This is a genomic window from Citrobacter amalonaticus (assembly GCF_001559075.2).
Lineage (GTDB): Bacteria > Pseudomonadota > Gammaproteobacteria > Enterobacterales > Enterobacteriaceae > Citrobacter_A > Citrobacter_A amalonaticus_F.
This window is the reverse complement of sequence record NZ_CP014015.2, coordinates 4,436,763-4,458,885: the sequence shown is the minus strand read 5'-3', so window position 1 is coordinate 4,458,885 and position 22,123 is coordinate 4,436,763. Positions and strand designations below refer to the sequence as shown.

Genomic DNA, 22,123 nt, shown 5'->3' with positions numbered 1-22,123 from the left:
CGATTAACGGGTAAATATGGACATGGTCAATCCCAGTATTCCACTGATTGAAACGGTACAGGGCCAGTTGATGGGTGTCGTACAGGATGACATCCATCTCTGGCGCGGTATTCCTTACGCCGCGCCACCGACGGGGGAACGGCGCTGGCGAGCGCCGCAGCCGGTCATTCCCTGGTCCGGGATTCGTGACGCGAATACCTTCTCCAGCGCCAGCTGGCAGGATATTGAGTACTGCAAAGAGTTGGGCGGCGGCGATCCCGGCGCATTTTCTGAAGATTGTCTCTATCTCAACGTCTGGTCTCCGGCGGAGCGCCATCAGCCGCTTCCGGTGATGGTCTGGCTGCACGGTGGCGGCTACACCATTGGTGCCGGCAATCTGCCGCCTTACGACGGCGTTGCGCTGGCGAAGCGTAACGTGGTTGTCGTTACCGTCAACTATCGCCTCGGTCATCTTGGCTTTTTTGCCCATCCGGCGCTGGAAGGTGAAGAGGGTGAGGCTCTCAATAACTTTGCGCTCCTCGACCAGATTGCCGCGCTGCGCTGGGTACAGGAAAACATCGCCGCGTTCGGCGGCGATCCGCAGAACGTTACGCTGTTTGGTGAATCGGCCGGGGCGCGTAGCGTGCTCTCGCTGTTAGCTTCGCCGCGAGGAAAAGGGTTGTTTCATAAAGCGATTGTCCAGAGCGGCTACACCTTGCCAGACACGCCTTGTGAAATAGCGCTGGAAAACGGCGTTGCGCTGGCTGAACACTTCGGTTTGCAGAATGCGACGGCGGCGCAGCTACGCGCGATTCCGGCCGACGCTTTCTGGCCGTTGGGCGCACCGTACAAAATTGCGCCAACACCTATCTCCGGCGATGCGGTTCTGCCGGAGCCGATGCTGGATGTCTTTTTCGCCGCCAGACAGCACCCGATGCCCGTCATGATTGGCTCTAACAGCGATGAAGCCAGCGTGATGGCCGTCTTCGGCGTCGATCTTGCCGGACAAATTCAGAAACTGCGTCGTGAACGCAGGCTGGGACTCGGCCTGATTAAGCTGCTGTATCCGGGCGTGAAGGGCGATGAAGAACTGGGGCGACAGGTGTGTCGGGATATGGCGTTTACGGCATTAGGCTATGTGGTGATGCAGGCGCAACAGCGGGTCGGCGAGCCGTGCTGGCGTTATTGGTTCGATTACGTTGCGGAATCGGAGCATCACACCTATGCCAACGGCGCCTGGCATGGCAACGAAGTGCCTTACGTGTTTAATACCTTAACGCTCGCTGAACCTTCGCGAAATTATGTGAACGAAAACGATCTCGCCTTCGCTGTCCACGTTGCGGATTACTGGGTCAATTTTGCCCGTCATGCCAGTCGGACCTGCGATGTTCTGCATGGCCCGGTCCGCTGGCCTGCCTGTATTCAGGGCCGCGATCGGGTGTTACGTATTGGGCTGAAAAAGTTTGCCGGTTTTAAGGTCGAGAACCGGTTTATGCGGGCGCGGCTTTCGCTCTTTAAACGGGTGATGACCCAGCACGTCAGTCTCGACTAGCTTTGCAAAAGCTGAAAGTTTGTGCGGGAAAATTTACGTGGGAATCAGTCTGTTCTCATCGACAGTAAATATTTTCCGTTTTGTGGCGATAATCAGCGGCCAACAATTGGATTCTTAATGAATTTTGTCTAGAGTGAGCGGTCAGAATTATGCATCTTCTTGCCGCTGTCGAGCGCCAGCGCGGGACCCTTCACATGACCAGAAGGATTTACTTTCAGGTATGAATCGCAGACGATTTATTAAAGGTTCAATGGCAATGGCCGCCGTGTGCGGTACCAGCGGTATTGCTTCACTTTTCACCCGTGCAGCTTATGCGGCGGAATCCGACATTGCGGACGGACAAACCGTCCGCTTTGATTTTTCCGTACTGCAATCGATGGCGCACGATCTCGCGCAGAAACCGTGGGGCGGTGCGCCGCGTGCGTTGCCCAATACGCTGGCGAATCTGACGCCGCAGGCTTACAACAGCATTCAGTACGATGCCGCGCAATCGCTGTGGAACAACGTCGAAGACCGTCAGCTGGATGCGCAGTTCTTCCACGTCGGGATGGGCTTCCGTCGTCGCGTGCGCATGTTCTCCGTGGATTCCGGCACCCATCTGGCGCGTGAGATTCACTTCCGTCCGGAACTGTTTAAATACAATGATGCCGGCGTTGATACCAAACAACTGGAAGGGCAAACCGATCTCGGTTTTGCCGGTTTCCGTGTCTTTAAAGCGCCCGAACTGGCACGTCGCGACGTGGTTTCCTTCCTCGGCGCGAGCTATTTCCGCGCGGTCGATGATACCTACCAGTACGGGCTTTCCGCACGTGGTCTGGCGATTGACACCTACACTGACACCAAGGAAGAGTTTCCGGATTTCACCGCCTTCTGGTTCGATACGGTGAAACCTGGCGCCACCACCTTTACCGTGTACGCGCTGCTGGACAGTCCGAGCATCACCGGTGCCTATAAGTTCGTGATTCACTGCGAGAAGAGCCAGGTGATCATGGACGTTGAAAACCGTCTGTATGCTCGTAAAGACATCAAACAGCTGGGCATCGCGCCGATGACCAGTATGTTCAGTTGCGGCAATAATGAACGCCGCATGTGCGATACCATTCACCCGCAAATCCATGACTCCGATCGTCTGGCGATGTGGCGGGGCAACGGCGAGTGGATTTGCCGCCCGCTGAACAACCCGCAGAAGCTGCAATTTAACGCCTATACCGATAACAACCCGAAAGGGTTCGGTCTGCTGCAACTGGATCGCGATTTCACCCACTATCAGGACATCATGGGCTGGTACAACAAGCGCCCAAGCCTGTGGGTTGAACCGCGTAATCAGTGGGGCAAAGGCACTATCGGGCTGATGGAGATCCCGACGACCGGTGAAACGCTGGATAACGTGGTCTGCTTCTGGCAGCCGGAAAAAGCCATCGAAGCGGGTGATGAGCTGGAATACAAATACCGTCTGTACTGGAGCGCACAGCCGCCAGTCCGTTCGCCACTGGCGCGCGTGATGGCCACCCGCACCGGTATGGGAGGATTCCCGGAAGGCTGGGCGCCGGGCGAGCACTATCCGGAGAAATGGGCGCGACGTTTTGCGGTCGATTTCGTCGGCGGCGATCTGAAAGCAGCCGCGCCGAAAGGCATTGAGCCGGTGATTACGTTGTCCAGCGGTGAAGCGAAGCAGATCGAGATCCTCTACGTTGAGCCGTTTGACGGCTATCGCATCCAGTTTGACTGGTACCCCACGTCCGACTCGACCGAACCGGTGGATATGCGTATGTTCCTGCGCTGCCAGGGGGAAGCGATCAGTGAAACCTGGCTGTATCAGTATTTCCCGCCCGCACCGGATAAACGGACCTACGTCGACGATCGCGTGATGCGTTAATCTGCGCCAACGCCCTTCGTCATGCGAAGGGCGTCAACAGCCAGGCACGCGAAATATCTGTTCAGGAATTAAACACGATCCTGTTCGCATTTTTCCCTAAGTCAAATAGGTAAGCTGGAAGCGTGTATTTCTTATACACATGGTTTATCACTAACAGGGAGAGCGTATGTTTCCAGAATACAGAGATCTGATTTCCCGACTGAAATCCGAGAATCCTCGCTTTTTGTCGCTTTTCGAAAAGCACAACAACCTTGATCATGAAATTGCCAGGCTGGAAGGTTCCGATGGTCGGGGATACAATCTCGACGTCGTTCGGCTGAAAAAACAGAAACTTCAGCTGAAGGACGATATGCTCAAAATACTGCAGAAAGAAAGTGTTGACGCGGGATAATCCGCGTTTCTAAGCCGCCAGCCCAGGCGGCTTTTTTGTGCCTGTTATTCAACGATGTGGCAAAACCAGCTGGCATCCCGCGTGGGTGTATCGCTGCACAATGTCATCCGCTAACGCGCTGTCGCTGATAATCGTTTTAATACAAGAGAGCGTGGCGACGGCATGGGGTTCCACTGCATCAAACTTTGAGTGATCGGCCATCAGTATCACTTCTCGTGAACGCTGAATAATCCGCGTCTTCACGCCGACTTCAAACATGGTGGCGTTGGTGATCCCCGTTGTCAGCGACAGCGCATCGCAGGAGATAAAGGCCCGTTCCACCGAAAACGCATTGATCATCTCCAGCGCCAGGCTCTCACCCACTGAAAAGTAACCCGGACGAATAAGCCCGCCGATGATGTAGCTTTCGACGTGCGGAAAACAGCCCAGTTCATTGGCGATTTTGATGTCGTTACAGATGACTTTCACCCGCGCATCGGCCAGACATTTCGCCAGCTCAAGGCAGGTGGAGCCGGAATCGAGAAAGAAACAGTCGCCGTCTTTGATCATGGTACGGGCAAGGGCGGCAATCTCTTTTTTCGCCTCCGCCTGCAGCGTCCGTTTGACGTCGAAAACATACTCTTTGTCATCCATGCTGTCGTCAAAATCCAGACTGCCGTGACCGCGAATCATGCCAGGATACTGGCTGGCGATATACTGGAAATCACGACGGACGGTGGCCTCCGCATAACCAAACAGTTCCATGGCCTGTTGGGTGGAGAGATGACGATGTTGCCACAGATAGTGCAGCATCTGTTTGATACGATCAGGGCGCTGTTGGCTCATCGAAGCAATCTCCTCTTACAGTCCCGCAAACCGGGATAACGTGGCGTGGTAATTCTCTGATGAGAACAGGGCGCGACCCACGACAAGATGTTGTGCGCCGGCCGTCGCCAGGTGTTGCGCCGCAGAAAGCGTAATGCCGCCGTCAGCCCAGCACGCGGCTTGCGGAAAATACTCGCGTACCTGACGGACTTTTGCGCACAGGGTGGGAATAAACTGTTGTCCGAATCCGTCAGGTTCGCTGGTCATCACCATTAGCGCATCCAGTTGCGGGGCCAGATAGCGATACCCGTCAATTGGCGTGGCCGGATTCACCGCCAGCCCGGCCTTTGCGCCGATTTCGCGAATGTCTGCCAGCGTCTCAGAAGGGTATGCCAGCGCTTCGGCATGAACAAAAATCCACGCCGGTTTGAGCTCCGCCAGGACAGGAAACCAACTCTGCGGGCGGGCAATCATGAAATGAAACGAGAGAGGATGCGCCGTCTGTCGGGCGACAGCCTGCACGGTTTTGAGGCCAAAAGTGATGTTGTTGATAAAGCTGCTGTCTTCGATATCCAGATGCAGTGAGCCGATATCGGCATCGGCCAGCGCGGTCAATGTCGCCCCATAGTGCAGCGGATCTGCCGACGCGAGAGAAGGGTGCAGAATCATCATCGCCTCCGTTAACCGGTAACCTGCGCGAACAGCGCGGCGTCGGTTTGCGCGTGTCGGACCGCCGCGAGCCGTTCGGGTGAATCGATAAACTGGCTGATGCGCTGGATGGTGAGGATGTGCGCATTAGCATCCGTTGCGCTGACGCACAGCAGCAGCCAGACCGGGTCACACTCCTCATGGCCAAAAGCGACGGGTGTTTTTAACGTCGTGATGCTGACCTGATTACGGTTAGCGCCCTGTTCGGGCCGTGCATGGGGCAAAGCGATGCCGGGAGCAATTAAATAGTACGGTCCCCAGCTCAGGGTGTTGTCGATAATACCGTCCACGTAGCCCGGTTGCGCAGCGCCAAAGGTAATCAGCGGGCGAGCAGCGATTTCGACGGCCTGACGCCAGTCCCTGGCGTCGCGCTGCGCCTGTACCCACTTAACATCGTTTATCATCAGTCGTTGACTCCTTGCCGGTTAGGGTTACTCTGATAGCGATCCCCGTCGAGACTTTTGACGAAGGCGGCAGGGATCGCTGTTCTACCGGGGGTAAGCGCTCTGCTTATCCCCTTTTTTATTGCCGTATGTGATGCACTTTTTCCATAAAGCGACTGACCCGCGCCTGATCGACAAAGTTGGCGAATACGCCGTCCTTTTTAAAGGTGGTGGCGGTTACGCAACCGTCGGCGATGCTAAGTTGCTCCTCGACGTTTTCCAGACACACGCCGGTATTCGCCAGCACCACGGTATCCGGCACCGTATCTTTGACCCGCTTCAACAAGGCGCTGTCGGTGCGTGCGCCCGCCGTCAGACCAGAGACGCAGAGGGCATCCGGATGGTTGTTAAAGACAGTGGATTTGGCAATGGAGCAAATATCGCGATTGCCCAGATACACCGCCGCTTCAGGCACGATGTTGAACAGGGTTTTGACCTCACCCGCGCCGATGCGGTGCTGATGACGAATGGTCTCGCCGACGTTGGTGTCCCAGACCCCGAAGTCGCTGGCGTAGGCGCCGGTAAAAATCTCGCGAATGAATTTAGCCCCCGTCGCCATAGCCAGATCGAACGACGCGACCGGATCCCACAACACATTGACGCCAAACGGAATGCGAATTTCGCTCATCAATTGCCCAATAACTCTCGCCATTGCCGCCGTGGTTTCCGGGCGAACCTTCGTGAGATAGGGAAGACTAAACTCGTTGGAAAACATCACGGCATCCACGCCGCCATTTTGTAACGCCAGCAGATCGTCCCGGGCGCGGTCGATAACCCAGTTCATCCCTTTCTGCACATCAAAGCTCGGGTCGCCGGGCAATGCGCGCAAATGACACATGGCAATGACGGCTTTTTCCGTTCCAATAACCTCTTTCAGCCAACTCATGAAGGTACTCCTTATTCCGATAGTTCACGTTTACGTAAGAACAGCACGACGCTGGCGACGATACCCACCGCCACGACGACGCCAATAATGCCAAGCGATATCAGCTCCGAGATTGACCAGCCAAACATGTTGCCCACGGACAGCGCGGAGATTTGCGCGTTTTCACCGGCAAAACTGAAGCCGCCCTTAAGCGCCATGTCGGTGAAATACGGGGCAAACTGCGTGGCAATCAACAGGACGGTGACCATGACAATCACGCCGCTGATCAGGGTACGAATCAGGTCGCCGCGATGGATCACCGTCGCCATACAGATAAAGAACGGCGCGACGGGCAGATCGGCAAGCGGCAGCACTTTGTTGCCGGGTAAGATGCTGGCCAGAATCAGCATGATGGGGATCAGCAGCAGGCCAACGGCAATAGTGGTGGGGTGGCCGAGCGTGACGGCGGTATCCAGGCCGATATACACTTCGCGCCCCTTGAAATGTTTCTGGAAAAATTTCCGTGCGCCGTCGGAGATGGGAAGCAACCCTTCAACAATCAGGCGGATCATGCGCGGGAACAGCACCATAATCGCCGCGACGGTAATCATCAGGCTGGCGCATCCCTTAAAACCTTCACCTGCGGCGAGGCCAAAGATCAGGCCGAGCACGACGCCGATAATGACCGGGTCGCCCACCATCCCATAGCGTTTCTGGATCTCCTGGGCATCAATGTTGCGTCCCTTCATGAACGGAATTTTTTCGTAGATAGCATCCAGCAGAACGAACAGCGGTACGGAACTGGAACCATAACCTTGCGGTATCGAGATCCCCTCCAGACCGACAATGCTTTGCACGCGTTTTGCCGTCCAGTCGGCCATTTTTAACGACAGCGCCGCGTGGCAAATGGCCCCCAGCACGCCATAAATCAGGCTGCCGGTCATTAACTGGACCACGGTGCCGGTAATGGCGTAGTGCCAGTAGTTATAGATATCGACGTTCATGGTTTTGGTCAGACGAGTGACCAGCATCGCGACGTTGAGCAGAAAAATGATTGGGATAATCATTGCGCCAATGGCGGTGGCATACCCGACGCCGGAGGCCGGCCCTGCGCCGACGTCAAACACATGCAGGGTCAGGCCGAAGCGTTCAATCATCACTTTGATGGGCGGACTGAGGCTGTCGATCGCCATCACGATCACCAGCCCCATCCCGACAAAACCAATCCCTACCGTCACCCCGGCCTTGATTGCCTGCAGCCAGGGAATACGGAAGATCAACCCAATCACAATCATGATGATGGGGACAAAAACAGTACCGCCGAGAGACAGGATGTAGTCAAACATAGTGCCTCCTTGTTATTGCGTTAACAGTGCCTTGATTTCTTGTTTTAAGGCGTCGTCATTAATTCCCGTTAGCAGGGCTGCGCCGTTTAACGTGGGAATACCGTAATCGTTGTTGGTGCGCATGGAGGTCACAATCAGGTCCATGCCGTTACAATTCAGCGGGATCTCATTGAGACAGCACTGGGCGGTGCTGGCCGCAATGCCTTGCTCGGCAAGGAACTCCTGCAACTTGTGCGCAATCATAGTTGACGTCGACATGCCGGTACCGCATGCCACAAGGATCTTTTTCATAATGGATTTGCCTCTTGTGTAGTGCCTGAGTCAGGCTCAACGGGAAAGTGCTCGGCTGGCAGGCCAGCCAGGGCGGTCAATAAGCGGATGCAGTCAGTCAAATCACGCAGACTGGCGACTTCCGCCGGAGAATGGGTATAACGACAAGGGATGGAAAGGCTGGCGCAGGGAATGCCGTCCTGCTCAACCTGGATATAGCCGGTTTCGGTGATGACGCCAGGCGCCACTTCGCGCTGCACGGGAATATGGTGCGCAAGGGCCGTTTGCTCGAGCATCTCAATCAGCCGTGGCGGCGTAATTAATCCGGCCAGCGTGCCACGACCGTGGTAGTTCAGGCAGGTGATGCCAACACCCTGATTGATTCGGACATCTGAGTAGTCCTGTAGATCCGGCGTATCGCATGATGGCGTGATATCAATGCCGATGGCGAGATCCGGTTTAACGCGACGTAATACCGGGACAATGCCGCGGATGTTGAACTCTTCCTGCACGGAGGCCACCAGATACACCGCAATATCCAGAGGCGCCGCGCCGATGGCATCCGCGACGCCCAGTAGCGCAGTACATCCCAGACGATCGTCCAGCGCTTTGCTACACACCAGGTCGTTCGCCAGCAGTTGCGGTGGGTTATACAGCGTCACCGGTGTGCCGACCTGGATGCCCATCCGCCGGGCGTCGGCTTTATCTTTCGCGCCAATATCAATCCACAGTTTGTCAACGGAAGGCGACTGCGTGCGCTCATCCCCCTTTGCGAAGTGGTACGCCTTAATACCGATGCATCCCATCACCGGGCCGTTATCCCCGGCGAGCGTGACGACCGAACCGGACATGGTGACCTGCGCCGGGCCGCCCACGCGTTCGAAGCGCAAAAAACCGGACGGCTCAATTTTGCGCACCATAAAGCCGACTTCATCCATATGGGCAAACATCATCAGTCGCAAGGCGTTTGGGTTATCACTGCCGTAGCGGGCGACGACATTTCCTAGTCGATCGCGCCAGACCTCTTTTGCCTGACGCTTAAATTCGCGTAGCATGACCTCAGCGACGCTGTTTTCATGCCCGGAAACGGCATTGAGATGCAAAAGCGAGAACAGTGTTTCCTGCACAGAAAATGACATAAGGATCTCCGTAGACAATAAAACAATCACTCGTTGAGCGTTTTATAGGCGCTGGCTGGGCGAATAATTGTGAGCAGCTTCACGTGGAAATAGTGAAAGCTGAGGAAATAAAAAATAATGTGAGGTGAGTGGAATAAAAACGCTCAATGCTGATGAAAGTCTGAACGCGGGAGGAAGGAGAGGATGAGCGAAATTATTGAGATCAATGACACGCTGCAGCTACGGGCGGTAGAAGAATGTCACGTTGCCGGGTTGCATCAACTGGTCCGTAAAAACAGCGCCTGGCTAATGCAGTTCTTTGACTGGCCGCAATACGTCAATACGGAAGAGGATACGCGCAAAACGGTGCAGGGCAATATGGTGCTGCATCAGCGGGGCTACGCCAAAATGTTCCTCATTTTTGACGGCGATCAGATGCTGGGCGTGCTGTCGTTTAATCAGATCGAGCCGATGAACAAAGCGGCCTATATCGGTTACTGGGTAGACGAAACGCAGCAGGGGAAAGGGATCCTGTCGCGCGCGTTGCAGGCACTTATTCATCACTATGCCGGGCGAGGCGAAATCCGTCGCTTTGTGATCAAATGCCGGGTAAAGAACCAGGCAAGCAATCAGGTTGCGCAGCGTAATGGCTTTGAACTGGAAGGCTGCCTGAAACAGGCAGAGTTTCTGAACGGTCACTATGACGATGTTAACCTGTATGCGCGCATCATTGATTCGGCGCTACAGTGAGCCAATCAGCGGCGTGCGGGTGATATGCTGATCGCCATCGATGACTTTTGGCCCGCGCAGGTGAATGGCGTCGTCTGCGGCGGCCTCCACGGTGGTATGTCCACGGAGGTCGACGTGATTTTCAATCAGCACCTCACCGAGAATGCGCGCATCGCCTTCAATCAGAATGTGATCGTCGAGTAAAATGGGACCACCGCGCAGTACGGCGTTCCCGCCCACCAGAACGTGGTGTTTAAGCACGCAGTTGCCTTCCACGCTGGCCTGCTCCGCCACCTGCGAACTGTAGCGCAGGGTGGGGATCGCATCGTCCCCTGTGCCGGCGATCACCTGCGCCCGACCGTACACTTTCGCGCAATCGCATATCCAGACGTTGTTTTCGTCATTACCTTCAATCAGCGCGTCATCGAAGACCTCCGCACGATGCTCAATAAAGGCGTAACTGACGATGGCATCGCCATAGATTTGTGCCTGATGGACAATGCGCGAATGGCTGACCGTGGCGCGGTCATAGATTTGCAGGATCTGATCGCGCTCGACGGTCAGCCCGCGTGCCGCGACGATTTCAGATTGCTGCAAAATTCGCGCGTCGCCAAAGAGGTGGCAATCGCCGCGAACCGTGGATGACTGAATCGTGACGTTGTCACTGATTCTGGCGCCGTGACTGAGTTCAGCGTGGTCAATCCAGACATTATCGCTAATGTGAACGTTGTCGCGCAGGAGGCAGGGTTGCGTGAGACGCGCATTCCCTGAAATCGTACAACCGCCGAAGGCTAACGCGTTTTCGTCGTAAATCCAGCAGTGTCCGGCGTGGTCCAGCACGCTTTCATCATCAATCCAGCCGCCAGCGTCACCGGCTTTCACATCATTAAAGTCAATGAGTGCGACAATCTGGCGTAGTAAAACGCTCATTTTATTGCCATTATCCTGGTAGCTGAACGCGCGCGGTTCGTCGCTGAGTCGGTATTTACGCATGAAGGCATTCCGTTTAGTGGCTTACTCTAACCGTAGCAAATTCTGCGGCACTGGCTAAAACGGATGAAATTCCATAAAATGCATTTCAAATATACTTTAAAAAATAAACAAAATGAGTAACAGCAAGCGTAGCGATCGTGTTCTGAACCTTCCCGCCGGCTACTTTGGCATGGTCCTGGGGACGATTGGAATGGGGTTTGCCTGGCGTTATGCCAGTCAAATCTGGCCTGTCAGCCACTGGTTTGGCGACGGCCTGGTGATTCTGGCGATGATGATATGGGGGCTGTTGACGCTGGCGTTTATTACGCGTCTGATTCGTTTCCCGCACAGTGTGATTGCTGAGATTCGCCATCCGGTGATGAGCAGTTTTGTCAGCCTGTTTCCGGCTACCACGATGCTGGTGGCGATTGGTTTTGTACCGTGGTGTCGTCCGCTGGCGATTGGTCTGTTCAGCGTCGGGGTGGTTATTCAGCTGGTTTACGCCGCGTGGCAGACCGCCGGGCTGTGGCGCGGTTCGCATCCGCAAGAGGCGACAACGCCCGGACTCTATTTACCGACGGTCGCCAACAACTTCATCAGCGCGATGGCCTGCGGCGCATTAGGTTATACCGATGCCGGACTGGTCTTTTTAGGGGCCGGCGTTTTTTCCTGGCTGAGCCTGGAACCGGTTATTCTGCAACGTCTGCGCAGTGCCGGGGAATTACCCACTGCCATGCGGACGTCGCTTGGGATCCAGCTTGCGCCTGCGCTGGTGGCCTGTAGCGCCTGGCTAAGCGTCAACGGCGGTGAGGGCGACACGCTGGCGAAAATGCTGTTTGGCTACGGCCTGCTGCAACTGCTGTTTATGCTCCGCCTGATGCCCTGGTATCTGTCGCAGCCGTTTAACGCCTCATTCTGGAGTTTCTCGTTCGGCGTGTCAGCGCTGGCGACCACCGGATTGCATCTCGGCCACGCCAGCACGTCAGGCTTTTTTCACACACTGGCGGTGCCGCTGTTTATCTTTACCAATGTTATCATCGCATTATTGCTGGTACGTACGTTCGCACTGCTGATGCAGGGAAAACTGCTCATTCGTACGGAGCGTGCGGCATTACTGAAATCTGAGGATAAAAAATGACCCTTCGTGACGAAAATTACTTCACTGAAAAATACGATTTAACCCGCACTCATTCTGACGTTCTCGAGGCGGTGAAGGTCGTCAAACCGGGAAAAACGCTGGATTTAGGCTGTGGCAATGGGCGTAACAGCCTGTATCTGGCGGCGAAAGGGTATGACGTGACCGCGTGGGATAAAAACCCGATGAGCATCGCCAACGTCGAACGTATCAAAGCGGCTGAAGGGCTGGACAATCTCCAGGCGAAAGTGGTGGATCTCAACGCGCTGACGTTTGAGGGAGACTATGATTTTATTCTCTCCACCGTGGTAATGATGTTCCTTGAAGCCAAAACGATTCCGGGTTTAATCGACAATATGCAGCGTTGCACCAAACCCGGTGGATATAACCTGATTGTGGCTGCCATGGATACCGCTGATTTTCCGTGTACCGTCGGATTCCCGTTTGCGTTTAAAGAAGGGGAACTTCGTCGTTATTACGAAGGCTGGGAATTACTGAAATATAATGAAGACGTTGGTGAACTGCATCGTACGGATGCGAATGGCAACCGAATTAAACTGCGTTTCGCCACGCTGCTGGCGCGTAAAACCGCTTAATTAGCCGAACCGCTAACCCCCTCAGCGCCCGGCATTTTTTCGCCAAATGGGCGCTCTGAAAAAAATGTGGATGACATACCATTTTTTATCCAACGCAGGTGATTTCCCTTTGCTACGCTTTCACATGCATATCTGCATATTCTAAGGGATCGTTTCATGCGTACTCATACTTTATTTAAAGTTGCAGTGCTTACTGGTTTACTGGCCTTATCCGGCTGTGCGTCAAAAGTGACACAGCCAGATAAATATTCTGGGTTTTTAAAAGACTATTCCGGTCTTAAGGAAACAAAATCCGCTACCGGGCAGCCGGTACTACGTTGGGTCGATCCCAGCTACAGCGAAACCAAATATGACAACATTGTCTGGAATCCCATAACGTATTATCCGACACCGAAACCCACCACTCAGGTTGGTCAGAAAGTGCTCGATCAGCTGTTGACCTATACCAACACGAAATTGAAAACCGCCGTTGGTCAACGTAAGCCGCTGGTGACCACGCCAGGGCCGCGTAGCCTGATTTTCCGTGGGGCGATCACCGGGGTGGATACCAGTAAAGAAGGACTGCAGTTCTATGAAGTGGTGCCTGTGGCGCTGGTGGTTGCCGGTACGCAAATGGCAACCGGTCATCGCACCATGGACACCCATCTCTACTTTGAAGGCGAGTTAATCGACGCAGCAACCAATAAGCCGGTGATTAAAGTCGTTCGTCAGGGTGAAGGCAAAGACCTGAACAACCAGAGCACGCCGATGGCGTTTGAAACGTTGAAGAAAGTGGTTGATGACATGGCGACTGACGCCACCATGTTTGACATAAACCGGAAATAATTACGACGCGCCATCGTTCTGATGGCGCGTTTTTTTATGCCATCTTGCGACGCAACAGTGCCGGTGGGCGGGCAAACATCACCAGGTTACCTGACAGAATCAAAAGCAGTCCAACTACTGCATTCATTTGCCAGATATAGCCTTCATAAACCGTGGAAAATGACAGCGCAACCAGCGGAAAGAGCAGCGTGCTGTACGCGGCATTGCTCGGGCCAATTCTCCCCACCAGCGTAAAGTACGCGCCAAAGGCGATGACCGATCCGAAAACGGCCAGATACAACAGGGCGCCGAGATAACTGAAGGTCCACTGCGGGGTGAAGTTATCCCCACGCAGAAGGGCAATCATTGCAATCAGCAGCGTGCCGTACAGCATGGCCCAACTGTTGGTGGTCATCACTTCCAGACCTTTTTTCTGATGACGGAGGCTTATCATATTTCCCAGCGAGAAACCAAACGTCCCCAACGCGCTCAGAGCGATGCCCAGCAGCAGCGAGCCGCTAAAACCGCTGCTCATCAGATCCTGCCAGAAGAGGGTGACGATACCGGTCAGTCCCAGCGCGGCGGCGCAGTAAAACCGCAGCGGAGGTTTTTGCCCAAAGAAAAAGAAGCTGTTCACCGCGTTAAACAGCACTGCCATGGAAAAAATTACCGACTCCAGCCCGGTATTGATCCAGGCGGCCGCGGTGTAAAAACACCAGAAGTTAAAGCAAAAGACGCAACTGCCTTGCAGTAGACAGAACAAATGGTCCCGTAACGACAGCGTTCGTAGCTTTCCACGAATCCGCATCATCAACATCATCAACGCCGTCGCCACCGCAAAACGCCAGAAAATCGAGACGGGGGCTGCAACCGGGCCTTGCTGTAAATAAATGGCGATCCACGTGGTACCCCAGATCACCACGACCAGACAATATAATAGTGCGTTCATTATTTTCTCCCTTCATACCCAATAATTAACTGTCGCAGATCGCAGGGGCGACGCGCTTTCATCGGTTTGCGGGATACTTGCAAAATCTTGCGCTTTTTTCCGTCGGGCGGGTGGTAACCGCAATGACCTGCGATAGACTGAATGCCTGAATAACAGTGTTTATGTGGTGGTATGACCCGGTCTTACGATGCCTTTGAAAATTTGAGTCAGCACAATGCCGTGTTGCAGGAGTCGGTCGAGCTGCGCTCGGGCGTCCAGCTGGCGGCATGGTCGAATAAGCGCGATACCATCACGCAGTATTGCGATCACCACACGCTCAGTCTGTATGTGGCGGATGGCTACGAGAGCTATCAAAAAACGGCCTCAGGCTGGAAAAATGGGGGCGGGCCGGACCGGTTTTGCCTGTTGCCAAAAGAGAGTGAATCTACCTGGGATATCCGCGACGACCTCTCGTTCGTGCATCTTTACTGCACCGACGCGCATTTGCGTGAAGTCGGGGAAAAAGTCTGGGATAAAAGCCCCTACCGTTTTACGCTGGATGAGCGGACATTTGGCAACGACCCGGGGATTACGGCGGTCTACCGGCAGTTTTTACTGGGCAACGACTGGCATCAGCCCGCGAACCATCTGACGCTCAGCGCCGCGTCGTCACTTCTGATGACCCACATGATTCAGCACTACAGCAACGTGCAGTGGCGATTGCCGACGGTGACGGGTGGACTCGCGCCGGTGACACTGCGCAATGTGCTGGCGTATATCGACGCCCATCTGGCGGAACCGTTGACGCTTGCCGATCTGGCGTATGAAGCCGCGCTGAGCGAATTTCATTTCGCCAGAATGTTCCGTCAGTCGATGAAAATGGCGCCGCATCAGTACGTGATGCAGCGGCGGATGGCAGTGGCAAAGCAACTGGTTTGTCACTCACAGCGTCCGTTAACGGAGATTGCGCTGGCCTGCGGCTTCAGCTCTCCGAGCCATTTCAGTAATCGCTTCAAGCAGGTGACCGGGAAGACGCCGTCGCAGTTACGCGCGTCGCGCTAGCCTTAAGACGGTGTAACAGATCCCCCCTGCGATCAGCCCCCAGAATGCCGAACCCACTCCCCACAGCGTCAGCCCGCTGGCGGTGGCCAGAAAGGTCACCACGGCGGCATCACGTTCGCTTTCATGGCTCAACGCCTGATACAGACTGCCCGAAATCGTGCCCAGCAGCGCCAGTCCCGCCAGCATCTGTATTCCGCTCGCTGGCAGCGCCGCCATCACTCCGGTAATCGAACTGCCGAAAATACCGGCCAACAGATAGAACACGCCGGCGGCAGCGGCGGCCAGCCAGCGTTTAGCCGCATCCGGATGGGCCTCCGGACTCTGGCAAATTGCTGCGGTGATAGCGGCAATACAGATGGAATAGACGCCGAAAGGGGAAAACAGTAGCGCCAGTACGCCAGTGACAATAATCAGGGGCGAGACGGGGACATCGTAGCCTGCGGCTTTCATGGTCGCTACACCGGGCGCATTCTGCGACGCCATCGTCACCAGAAAGAGCGGCACGGCAATCCCCAGACTGTGGGCCAGCGAAAACTGAGGGGCAATAAATGTAGGTAACACCGGGGCCATCGCTAACGAAGAGGTGACAATGTCACCTTCAAGTAACGCAATGACCGCACCAGCAACCAGCGCCGCGATCACCGCATAGCGCGGCGCAATCCTCTTCAGAATCAACCATGCCAGCAACATGCCGCCACAAAGCAGAAACGGGTCACTGAGACTGGCAAATGCCTGCAGGCCAAAGCGGAGCAAAATCCCGGCCAGCATGGCCGCCGCCAGCGAATGAGGGATGACCTGCATCAGGCGAGCGAATAATCCGGTCACGCCGCACAAGACGATCAGTGCGTTGGCGATGATGAACACGCCAATCGCCTCTGGCAGCGTCAGTCCCTGGAGTCCTGTCACCAACAGCGCCGCGCCGGGTGTTGACCATGCCGTCAGTACAGGCGCACGATACCAGAGCGTCAGGATGAGCGTACTGGCCCCCATTGCGAGGCCCAGGGCGCTCATCCAGCCGGCAATTTGCGCTGTACTGGCACCCGCCGCCACGGCGGCCTGCCAGATGATGGCCGCTGAACTGGCATAGCCGACCAGTACGGCGACAAAGCCAGAAAGCAGCGTGGGTAAGGGGATGGAAAACGAACGCATTAGCATTCCTTGTGCGTTATAACGGTCATTTAATTTAGCATCTGGGCGTTATAACGTACAAGTGGTAAGCTGGTATTTTGAGAGGATATCAATGGACAATCTGACACACTATCTTGCGAACACTTTAAAAACATTGCGCAAACAGCGTGAGTGGAGTTTATCGCGCCTGGCGGAGGCCACCGGTGTGTCAAAAGCGATGCTCGGGCAAATTGAGCGCAACGAGTCCAGTCCCACGGTGGCGACGTTATGGAAGATTGCTACCGGGCTGAACGTCCCGTTCTCTACCTTTATTTCGCCGCCGGAATCTGAGCCGCTGCCGACGTTTGATCCGCAAGAGCAGGCGATGGTCGTGACGCCGTTGTTCCCGTGGGATCCGGTGCTGTGCTTTGATCACTTTTCAATTTTGCTGGCACCCGGCGCGCTCAGCGAATCCACGCCGCACGAAGCGGGCGTGATTGAACATGTGGTTGTAATCGCAGGCGATCTGGAGATGTGCATTGACCAGCAATGGCGCGTCATCAGGGCTGGAGAAGGCATTCGTTTTGCCGGTGATAACGCTCATGCCTATCGCAACAGCAGCGAGCAGACCGTGCACTTTCATTCGCTCATCCATTACCCACGCAGTTAAGCGGGAAAACTATTTCGCAAAACGGCGCTTCTGACTACAATAGCCGCCATTTTGCTGCTACTGGATAAAAACAACGCTATGCGCCCGTCTCCACATCGCCTTGAATTGTTAAGCCCGGCACGTGATACCATCATCGCCCGCGAAGCCATTTTACATGGTGCGGACGCCGTCTATATCGGTGGTCCCGGCTTTGGGGCGCGTCATAATGCCAGCAATAGCCTGAAAGATATCGCCGAGCTGGTGCCGTTCGCCCATCGCTATGGCGCAAAAATCTTTGTCACGCTGAACACGATTCTTCACGACGATGAACTGGAACCCGCACAGCGACTGATTACCGATCTCTGGCAGAACGGCGTTGACGCGCTGATCGTCCAGGACATGGGCATTCTGGAGCTGGACATCCCGCCCATCGAACTGCATGCCAGCACCCAGTGCGATATCCGCAGCGTGGAGAAAGCCAAATTTCTCGCTGACGTGGGGTTCACGCAGATCGTGCTGGCGCGTGAGCTGAGTCTTGAGCAGATTCAGGCCATTCATCAGGCGACCGATGCCACTATCGAATTTTTTGTTCACGGGGCGCTGTGCGTGGCGTATTCCGGGCAATGCTATATCTCGCATGCGCAAACGGGGCGCAGCGCCAACCGTGGCGACTGCTCGCAGGCGTGCCGCTTACCGTACACCCTGAAAGACGATCAGGGACGGGTGGTATCGTATGAAAAACACCTGCTGTCGATGAAAGATAACGATCAGACCGCCAACCTGGGCGCGCTGATCGACGCTGGTGTGCGTTCCTTCAAGATTGAAGGGCGTTACAAAGACATGAGCTACGTGAAGAACATTACCGCGCACTACCGGCAGATGCTGGATGCCATCATTGAGGATCGCGGTGATCTGGCGCGGGCTTCTGCCGGACGCACGGAACATTTCTTTACTCCGTCAACGGATAAAACCTTTCATCGCGGCAGCACCGACTACTTTGTGAATGCGCGTAAAGGGGATATCGGCGCCTTTGATTCGCCAAAGTTTATCGGCCTGCCGGTCGGTGAAGTATTGAAAGTGGCGAAAGATCACCTCGACGTTGAGGTCAGCGAGCCGCTGGCGAACGGCGATGGTCTTAACGTCCTGATCAAACGTGAAGTTGTTGGCTTTCGCGCCAATACGGTCGAAAAAACCGGACAAAATCGCTATCGTGTCTGGCCGAATGAGATGCCTGCCGATCTGCATAAATTGCGTCCCCACCATCCGCTGAACCGCAATCTTGACCATAACTGGCAGCAGGCGTTAACCAAAACCTCGAGCGAGCGTCGGGTGGCGGTGGATATTGAACTGGGCGGCTGGCAGGAACAACTGATCCTGACGCTGACCAGTGAAGAGGGCGTCAGCATCACCCATACGCTGGATGGACAGTTTGATGAGGCCAACAACGCTGAAAAAGCGCTGAACGGGTTGAAGGACGGGCTGGCAAAACTGGGACAGACAATCTATTACGCCCGCGATATCGCAGTGAATCTGCCAGGCGCGCTGTTTGTGCCGAACAGCCTGCTTAATGCGTTCCGCCGGGAAGCGGTGGAGATGCTGGATGCCGCGCGCCTTGCGAACTACCCGCGCGGCGTTCGCAAGCCGGTGTCTGAGCCTGCGCCGGTTTATCCACAATCGCACCTGAGTTTTCTGGCCAACGTTTACAACCATAAGGCGCGGGAGTTTTACCATCGCTATGGCGTGCAGTTGATTGATGCAGCGTATGAAGCGCATGAGGAAAAGGGCGAGGTGCCGGTGATGATCACCAAACACTGCCTGCGCTTTGCCTTTAATCTGTGTCCGAAGCAGGCGAAAGGCAATATCAAAAGCTGGAAGGCGACGCCGATGCAACTGGTGAACGGCGATGAGGTGCTAACGCTGAAATTTGACTGCCGTCCGTGCGAAATGCATGTGATCGGGAAAATCAAAAATCACATTCTGAAGATGCCGCTGCCAGGCAGCGTGGTGGCTTCCGTCAGCCCGGAAGAGCTAATGAAAACGCTGCCGAAGCGTAAAAACTAACCAGGTGCCGGAGGCGGCTATCACCTTATCCGGCACAAACTTAATGCGATTTAAACCCTGCCGCCGTCATGATCAGGCGAAAGAACATCCCCACGGCGGCCAGCGCCAGCACGCTGCCGCCCCACAAAATCACCAGCCACATCAGGCGTTTCCAGACGGATTGTTGCATCAGTGATACCCCTCGCCATGTTGAACTTTGCCGCGAAACACGTAGTAACTCCAGAAGGTGTAAACCAGAATAACAGGGATGATCAGTAACGCGCCGACCAGCATAAAGCCCTGGCTCTGCGCGGGCGCGGCCGCCTGCCAGAGCGTAATGGCTGGCGGAATGATATGCGGCCAGATGCTGATCCCCAGTCCACTGAAGCCGAGAAAAATCAGTCCGAGAGTTAACACAAAGGGCAGCGCGTGGCGGTTTCTCTGGCCAAGCGCTCGCCATAGCCAGACGCCAATCACCGCAACCAGTAGCGGAACCGGCAGCAGGAACCACAGATTCGGCAACGTAAACCAGCGTTCCGCTATCGCCGGGTGCGCCAGCGGCGTCCACAGGCTGATCATCGCAATTACCAGCAGCATCAACAGCAGTAACTGTTTCGCTGCGGTGCGCATTTTATCCTGCAACGGATTTTCGCTTTTCATCACCAGCCAGGTGGCGCCCAACAGTGCGTAAGTGACCACCAGTCCTGCGCCGCAGAACAGGGTGAAAGGGGTGAGCCAGTCAAACGGTCCGCCGCTGAAACGACGACCAGTGACGGCAAAACCGTTAATCACCGCGCCTACCACCACGCCCTGGGTGAACGTCGCCAGGATCGAGCCACCGATAAACGCCTTATCCCAGAACGGGCGATGCGCGGGCGTGGCTTTGAAGCGAAATTCAAAGGCGACGCCACGAAAAATCAGCCCGATGAGCATCAGCGTCAGCGGGATCGTCAGGGCGTCAATGATCACCGCATAGGCCAGCGGAAACGCACCAAACAACCCGGCACCGCCGAGAACCAGCCAGGTTTCATTGCCGTCCCAGACCGGGGCGACGCTGTTAACCATCACGTCACGATCGTCAGCATCGCGGATGACGGGAAATAAAATGCCAATACCCAAATCGAATCCATCCATCACGATGTACATCAGTGTGGCGAAGACGATGATGACGAACCAGATTACCGATAAATCAATACCCATTAGCGGTGTGCCTCATGTTGAGAGTCGAGGACGGCAGCAGACAGTGGTCTGGCAGGCGTGCCGGTAGGCGGCGTCGGGGAAATCGTCTCCTGCGGCCCTTTGCGGATGAGGCGGATCATGTAGCTGTAACCCACGCCGAAGACGGCGCTATAGACGATAAAGAACGTCAGCAGAGAAAGACTCATGTGCAGGTCGCCGTGAGCAGAGACCGCATCCGCCGTGCGTTGCAACCCGTAGACGACCCACGGCTGGCGGCCCACTTCCGTCGTGACCCAACCGGCAAGAATCGCGACCAATCCTGACGGTCCCATCCATAAGGCAAAGCGCAGAAACGGTCGCGAAGTATAGAGACGCTGCCGGTAGCGTAACCACAGCGCGCAAACACCTAGCAGGATCATTAACATACCCAGACCTGCCATGATTCGAAACGACCAGAAGACCATCGTGGAATTGGGGCGATCCTCTTTCGCGAACTCTTTAAGCGCCGGGACCTGTTTATCCATGCTGTGAGTGAGGATCAGGCTACCCAGCGCCGGGATCGCCAGCCCATAGCGGGTGCGTTCCTGTTCCATATCCGGCCAGCCGAACAGCAGAAGTGGAGTCGGTTCGCCTGGCGGATTTTCCCAGTGACCTTCAATGGCGGCAATTTTGGCAGGCTGGTGTTTGAGGGTATTCAGACCGTGCATATCGCCAATGAGCGCCTGTAGCGGTGCGACAATCAGCGTCATCCACAGCGCCATCGAAAACATGGCGCGAATGGCGGGCGTCGCGTTTCCGCGCAGTAAATGCCAGGCCGCAGAGGCCCCGATAAATAACGCGCTACTGAGAAACGCCGCCACCGACATATGCAGCAAACGGTAAGGGAACGATGGGTTGAAAATGACGGCGAACCAGTCCACCGGCACGACCTGACCGTTGACGATCTCATAGCCCTGCGGCGTCTGCATCCAGCTGTTGGAGGCGAGGATCCAGAAGGTGGAAATGATCGTGCCCAGCGCGACCATACAGGTGGAGAAAAAGTGTAATCCGGGGCCAACCTTGTTCCAGCCAAACAGCATCACACCGAGGAACCCGGCTTCGAGGAAAAATGCTGTGAGCACCTCATAAGTCAGCAATGGCCCGGTGATACTGCCGGCGAACTCGGAAAACCCGCTCCAGTTGGTGCCAAACTGGTAAGCCATCACCAGGCCAGACACCACGCCCATCCCAAAGTTAACGGCGAAAATTTTTGACCAGAACTGATATAGCGAGCGCCAGACGGGATTTTTGCTTTTCAGCCAAAGACCTTCCAGTACCGCAAGATAGCTGGCCAGGCCGATGGTGATTGCCGGAAAAATAATGTGGAAGGAAACCGTAAAGGCAAACTGGATCCTTGCCAGATGAAACGCATCAAGACCAGACATGCATAACTCCGCACTAAAAATTGATTCAGCGCAATTCTAGGCCGGTAAGAGTTTCAGTGGCAGAAACAGAATGGCTCTATTTAACCATAACAGTTGCGTGAATGTTACAAATTACGTCTGTTGATATAAATTCTGGAAGCGGCCTT

Annotated in this window: 23 protein-coding genes; 10 read left to right on the top strand and 13 right to left on the bottom strand. The window is 55.2% G+C overall.

From position 1 onward, the window contains the following. The first annotated feature begins 22 nt into the window (after positions 1 to 22). From AL479_RS21520 to AL479_RS21505, 3 genes are all read left to right on the top strand, one after another. Positions 23 to 1,531 carry a carboxylesterase/lipase family protein gene (locus AL479_RS21520; RefSeq protein WP_061078037.1) on the top strand — a complete coding sequence of 503 codons (1,509 nt, stop codon included), beginning with the start codon at positions 23 to 25 and terminating at the stop codon, positions 1,529 to 1,531. Between the two features lie 220 nt (positions 1,532 to 1,751). Continuing rightward, positions 1,752 to 3,407 carry a glucan biosynthesis protein D gene (locus AL479_RS21515; protein ID WP_061077593.1) on the top strand — a complete coding sequence of 552 codons (1,656 nt, stop codon included), beginning with the start codon at positions 1,752 to 1,754 and terminating at the stop codon, positions 3,405 to 3,407. A 166-nt stretch (positions 3,408 to 3,573) separates the two neighbouring features. After that, positions 3,574 to 3,798 (top strand): YdcH family protein, encoded by a 225-nt coding sequence (locus AL479_RS21505; RefSeq protein WP_061077592.1) that lies wholly within the window; start codon positions 3,574 to 3,576, stop codon positions 3,796 to 3,798. A gap of 48 nt (positions 3,799 to 3,846) precedes the next feature. Here AL479_RS21505 and AL479_RS21500 read toward each other — a convergent pair whose 3' ends face one another. From AL479_RS21500 to AL479_RS21470, 7 genes are all read right to left on the bottom strand, one after another. Further along, entirely contained in the window at positions 3,847 to 4,623 is a 777-nt protein-coding gene (locus tag AL479_RS21500) for a DeoR/GlpR family DNA-binding transcription regulator (RefSeq protein ID WP_061077591.1), read from the bottom strand. A 15-nt stretch (positions 4,624 to 4,638) separates the two neighbouring features. Next, positions 4,639 to 5,271: a ribulose-phosphate 3 epimerase family protein gene (locus tag AL479_RS21495; RefSeq protein WP_061077590.1), complete on the bottom strand. Its 633-nt coding sequence runs from the start codon at positions 5,269 to 5,271 to the stop codon at positions 4,639 to 4,641. A gap of 11 nt (positions 5,272 to 5,282) precedes the next feature. Next, positions 5,283 to 5,714 (bottom strand): SgcA family PTS sugar transporter subunit IIA, encoded by a 432-nt coding sequence (sgcA, locus tag AL479_RS21490; RefSeq protein WP_061077589.1) that lies wholly within the window; start codon positions 5,712 to 5,714, stop codon positions 5,283 to 5,285. Positions 5,715 to 5,832: 118 nt separating this feature from the next. Continuing rightward, complete coding sequence (gene sgcQ / locus AL479_RS21485) at positions 5,833 to 6,639, bottom strand: BtpA family protein SgcQ (protein WP_061077588.1); 807 nt, start codon at positions 6,637 to 6,639, stop codon at positions 5,833 to 5,835. Between the two features lie 11 nt (positions 6,640 to 6,650). Further along, positions 6,651 to 7,964 (bottom strand): PTS sugar transporter subunit IIC SgcC, encoded by a 1,314-nt coding sequence (sgcC, locus tag AL479_RS21480; protein ID WP_061077587.1) that lies wholly within the window; start codon positions 7,962 to 7,964, stop codon positions 6,651 to 6,653. Positions 7,965 to 7,976: 12 nt separating this feature from the next. Continuing rightward, positions 7,977 to 8,255 (bottom strand): PTS sugar transporter subunit IIB SgcB, encoded by a 279-nt coding sequence (gene sgcB, locus AL479_RS21475; protein ID WP_102601768.1) that lies wholly within the window; start codon positions 8,253 to 8,255, stop codon positions 7,977 to 7,979. Further along, on the bottom strand, positions 8,252 to 9,373 hold the full coding sequence (locus AL479_RS21470; protein WP_061077585.1) for a M42 family metallopeptidase: 1,122 nt from the start codon (positions 9,371 to 9,373) through the stop codon (positions 8,252 to 8,254). Before AL479_RS21470 ends, sgcB begins: the two co-directional genes overlap by 4 nt. 183 nt (positions 9,374 to 9,556) lie before the next feature. On the opposite strand from AL479_RS21470, the gene rimL reads away from it, so the two are divergent. Continuing rightward, on the top strand, positions 9,557 to 10,102 hold the full coding sequence (gene rimL, locus AL479_RS21465) for a 50S ribosomal protein L7/L12-serine acetyltransferase (RefSeq protein WP_061077584.1): 546 nt from the start codon (positions 9,557 to 9,559) through the stop codon (positions 10,100 to 10,102). Here rimL and ydcK read toward each other — a convergent pair. Next, a complete protein-coding gene (ydcK, locus tag AL479_RS21460) occupies positions 10,094 to 11,074 on the bottom strand; it encodes a YdcK family protein (RefSeq protein ID WP_061077583.1) in 981 nt (326 codons plus the stop codon). The genes rimL and ydcK overlap by 9 nt on opposite strands. Positions 11,075 to 11,186: 112 nt before the next feature. On the opposite strand from ydcK, the gene tehA reads away from it, so the two are divergent. The 3 genes from tehA (at position 11,187) to AL479_RS21445 (ending at position 13,609) form a co-directional block, all read left to right on the top strand. Then, positions 11,187 to 12,191, top strand: coding sequence for a dicarboxylate transporter/tellurite-resistance protein TehA (gene tehA, locus AL479_RS21455; protein ID WP_061077582.1), 1,005 nt, complete (start codon positions 11,187 to 11,189; stop codon positions 12,189 to 12,191). Beyond that, positions 12,188 to 12,784, top strand: coding sequence for a tellurite resistance methyltransferase TehB (gene tehB, locus AL479_RS21450; protein WP_061077581.1), 597 nt, complete (start codon positions 12,188 to 12,190; stop codon positions 12,782 to 12,784). Before tehA ends, tehB begins: the two co-directional genes overlap by 4 nt. Positions 12,785 to 12,940: 156 nt before the next feature. Beyond that, positions 12,941 to 13,609 carry a DUF3313 domain-containing protein gene (locus AL479_RS21445; protein WP_061077580.1) on the top strand — a complete coding sequence of 223 codons (669 nt, stop codon included), beginning with the start codon at positions 12,941 to 12,943 and terminating at the stop codon, positions 13,607 to 13,609. Between the two features lie 34 nt (positions 13,610 to 13,643). On the opposite strand, the gene AL479_RS21440 is transcribed toward AL479_RS21445, so the two are convergent. Next, positions 13,644 to 14,537, bottom strand: coding sequence for a DMT family transporter (locus AL479_RS21440; protein ID WP_061077579.1), 894 nt, complete (start codon positions 14,535 to 14,537; stop codon positions 13,644 to 13,646). A gap of 171 nt (positions 14,538 to 14,708) precedes the next feature. Between AL479_RS21440 and AL479_RS21435 the strand changes: the two genes are divergently transcribed. Beyond that, positions 14,709 to 15,578, top strand: coding sequence for a helix-turn-helix domain-containing protein (locus tag AL479_RS21435; protein WP_061077578.1), 870 nt, complete (start codon positions 14,709 to 14,711; stop codon positions 15,576 to 15,578). On the opposite strand, the gene AL479_RS21430 is transcribed toward AL479_RS21435, so the two are convergent. Beyond that, a complete protein-coding gene (locus AL479_RS21430; protein ID WP_061077577.1) occupies positions 15,561 to 16,727 on the bottom strand; it encodes a benzoate/H(+) symporter BenE family transporter in 1,167 nt (388 codons plus the stop codon). The genes AL479_RS21435 and AL479_RS21430 overlap by 18 nt on opposite strands. A 91-nt stretch (positions 16,728 to 16,818) precedes the next feature. On the opposite strand from AL479_RS21430, the gene AL479_RS21425 reads away from it, so the two are divergent. Further along, complete coding sequence (locus tag AL479_RS21425; RefSeq protein ID WP_061077576.1) at positions 16,819 to 17,355, top strand: helix-turn-helix domain-containing protein; 537 nt, start codon at positions 16,819 to 16,821, stop codon at positions 17,353 to 17,355. A gap of 78 nt (positions 17,356 to 17,433) precedes the next feature. Next, complete coding sequence (locus AL479_RS21420; RefSeq protein WP_061077575.1) at positions 17,434 to 19,395, top strand: peptidase U32 family protein; 1,962 nt, start codon at positions 17,434 to 17,436, stop codon at positions 19,393 to 19,395. A 40-nt stretch (positions 19,396 to 19,435) separates the two neighbouring features. On the opposite strand, the gene AL479_RS21415 is transcribed toward AL479_RS21420, so the two are convergent. The 3 genes from AL479_RS21415 to AL479_RS21405 are packed head-to-tail and all read right to left on the bottom strand — an operon-like array spanning position 19,436 to position 21,977. Beyond that, positions 19,436 to 19,564 (bottom strand): DUF2474 domain-containing protein, encoded by a 129-nt coding sequence (locus AL479_RS21415; protein ID WP_071887674.1) that lies wholly within the window; start codon positions 19,562 to 19,564, stop codon positions 19,436 to 19,438. After that, positions 19,564 to 20,574, bottom strand: a complete 1,011-nt coding sequence (gene cydB, locus AL479_RS21410) for a cytochrome d ubiquinol oxidase subunit II (RefSeq protein ID WP_061077574.1) — start codon at positions 20,572 to 20,574, stop codon at positions 19,564 to 19,566. The genes AL479_RS21415 and cydB overlap by 1 nt, the downstream gene beginning before the upstream one ends. Beyond that, entirely contained in the window at positions 20,574 to 21,977 is a 1,404-nt protein-coding gene (locus AL479_RS21405; RefSeq protein WP_061077573.1) for a cytochrome ubiquinol oxidase subunit I, read from the bottom strand. Before AL479_RS21405 ends, cydB begins: the two co-directional genes overlap by 1 nt. Positions 21,978 to 22,123: the final 146 nt, after the last annotated feature.

Bases quoted from the DNA above. Each gene is read 5' to 3' on its own strand.
- AL479_RS21520 (WP_061078037.1), top strand. From the start codon at position 23: ATGGTCAATCCCAGTATTCCACTGATTGAAACGGTACAGGGCCAGTTG.
- ydcK (WP_061077583.1), bottom strand. From the start codon at position 11,074: ATGCGTAAATACCGACTCAGCGACGAACCGCGCGCGTTCAGCTACCAG.
- AL479_RS21415 (WP_071887674.1), bottom strand. From the start codon at position 19,564: ATGCAACAATCCGTCTGGAAACGCCTGATGTGGCTGGTGATTTTGTGG.
- AL479_RS21445 (WP_061077580.1), top strand. From the start codon at position 12,941: ATGCGTACTCATACTTTATTTAAAGTTGCAGTGCTTACTGGTTTACTG.
- tehA (WP_061077582.1), top strand. From the start codon at position 11,187: ATGAGTAACAGCAAGCGTAGCGATCGTGTTCTGAACCTTCCCGCCGGC.
- AL479_RS21505 (WP_061077592.1), top strand. From the start codon at position 3,574: ATGTTTCCAGAATACAGAGATCTGATTTCCCGACTGAAATCCGAGAAT.
- sgcA (WP_061077589.1), bottom strand. From the start codon at position 5,714: ATGATAAACGATGTTAAGTGGGTACAGGCGCAGCGCGACGCCAGGGAC.
- sgcQ (WP_061077588.1), bottom strand. From the start codon at position 6,639: ATGAGTTGGCTGAAAGAGGTTATTGGAACGGAAAAAGCCGTCATTGCC.
- AL479_RS21470 (WP_061077585.1), bottom strand. From the start codon at position 9,373: ATGTCATTTTCTGTGCAGGAAACACTGTTCTCGCTTTTGCATCTCAAT.
- AL479_RS21500 (WP_061077591.1), bottom strand. From the start codon at position 4,623: ATGAGCCAACAGCGCCCTGATCGTATCAAACAGATGCTGCACTATCTG.
- AL479_RS21515 (WP_061077593.1), top strand. From the start codon at position 1,752: ATGAATCGCAGACGATTTATTAAAGGTTCAATGGCAATGGCCGCCGTG.
- AL479_RS21440 (WP_061077579.1), bottom strand. From the start codon at position 14,537: ATGAACGCACTATTATATTGTCTGGTCGTGGTGATCTGGGGTACCACG.
- cydB (WP_061077574.1), bottom strand. From the start codon at position 20,574: ATGGGTATTGATTTATCGGTAATCTGGTTCGTCATCATCGTCTTCGCC.
- tehB (WP_061077581.1), top strand. From the start codon at position 12,188: ATGACCCTTCGTGACGAAAATTACTTCACTGAAAAATACGATTTAACC.
- sgcB (WP_102601768.1), bottom strand. From the start codon at position 8,255: ATGAAAAAGATCCTTGTGGCATGCGGTACCGGCATGTCGACGTCAACT.
- AL479_RS21435 (WP_061077578.1), top strand. From the start codon at position 14,709: ATGACCCGGTCTTACGATGCCTTTGAAAATTTGAGTCAGCACAATGCC.
- AL479_RS21405 (WP_061077573.1), bottom strand. From the start codon at position 21,977: ATGTCTGGTCTTGATGCGTTTCATCTGGCAAGGATCCAGTTTGCCTTT.
- rimL (WP_061077584.1), top strand. From the start codon at position 9,557: ATGAGCGAAATTATTGAGATCAATGACACGCTGCAGCTACGGGCGGTA.
- sgcC (WP_061077587.1), bottom strand. From the start codon at position 7,964: ATGTTTGACTACATCCTGTCTCTCGGCGGTACTGTTTTTGTCCCCATC.
- AL479_RS21420 (WP_061077575.1), top strand. From the start codon at position 17,434: ATGCGCCCGTCTCCACATCGCCTTGAATTGTTAAGCCCGGCACGTGAT.
- AL479_RS21430 (WP_061077577.1), bottom strand. From the start codon at position 16,727: ATGCGTTCGTTTTCCATCCCCTTACCCACGCTGCTTTCTGGCTTTGTC.
- AL479_RS21425 (WP_061077576.1), top strand. From the start codon at position 16,819: ATGGACAATCTGACACACTATCTTGCGAACACTTTAAAAACATTGCGC.
- AL479_RS21495 (WP_061077590.1), bottom strand. From the start codon at position 5,271: ATGATTCTGCACCCTTCTCTCGCGTCGGCAGATCCGCTGCACTATGGG.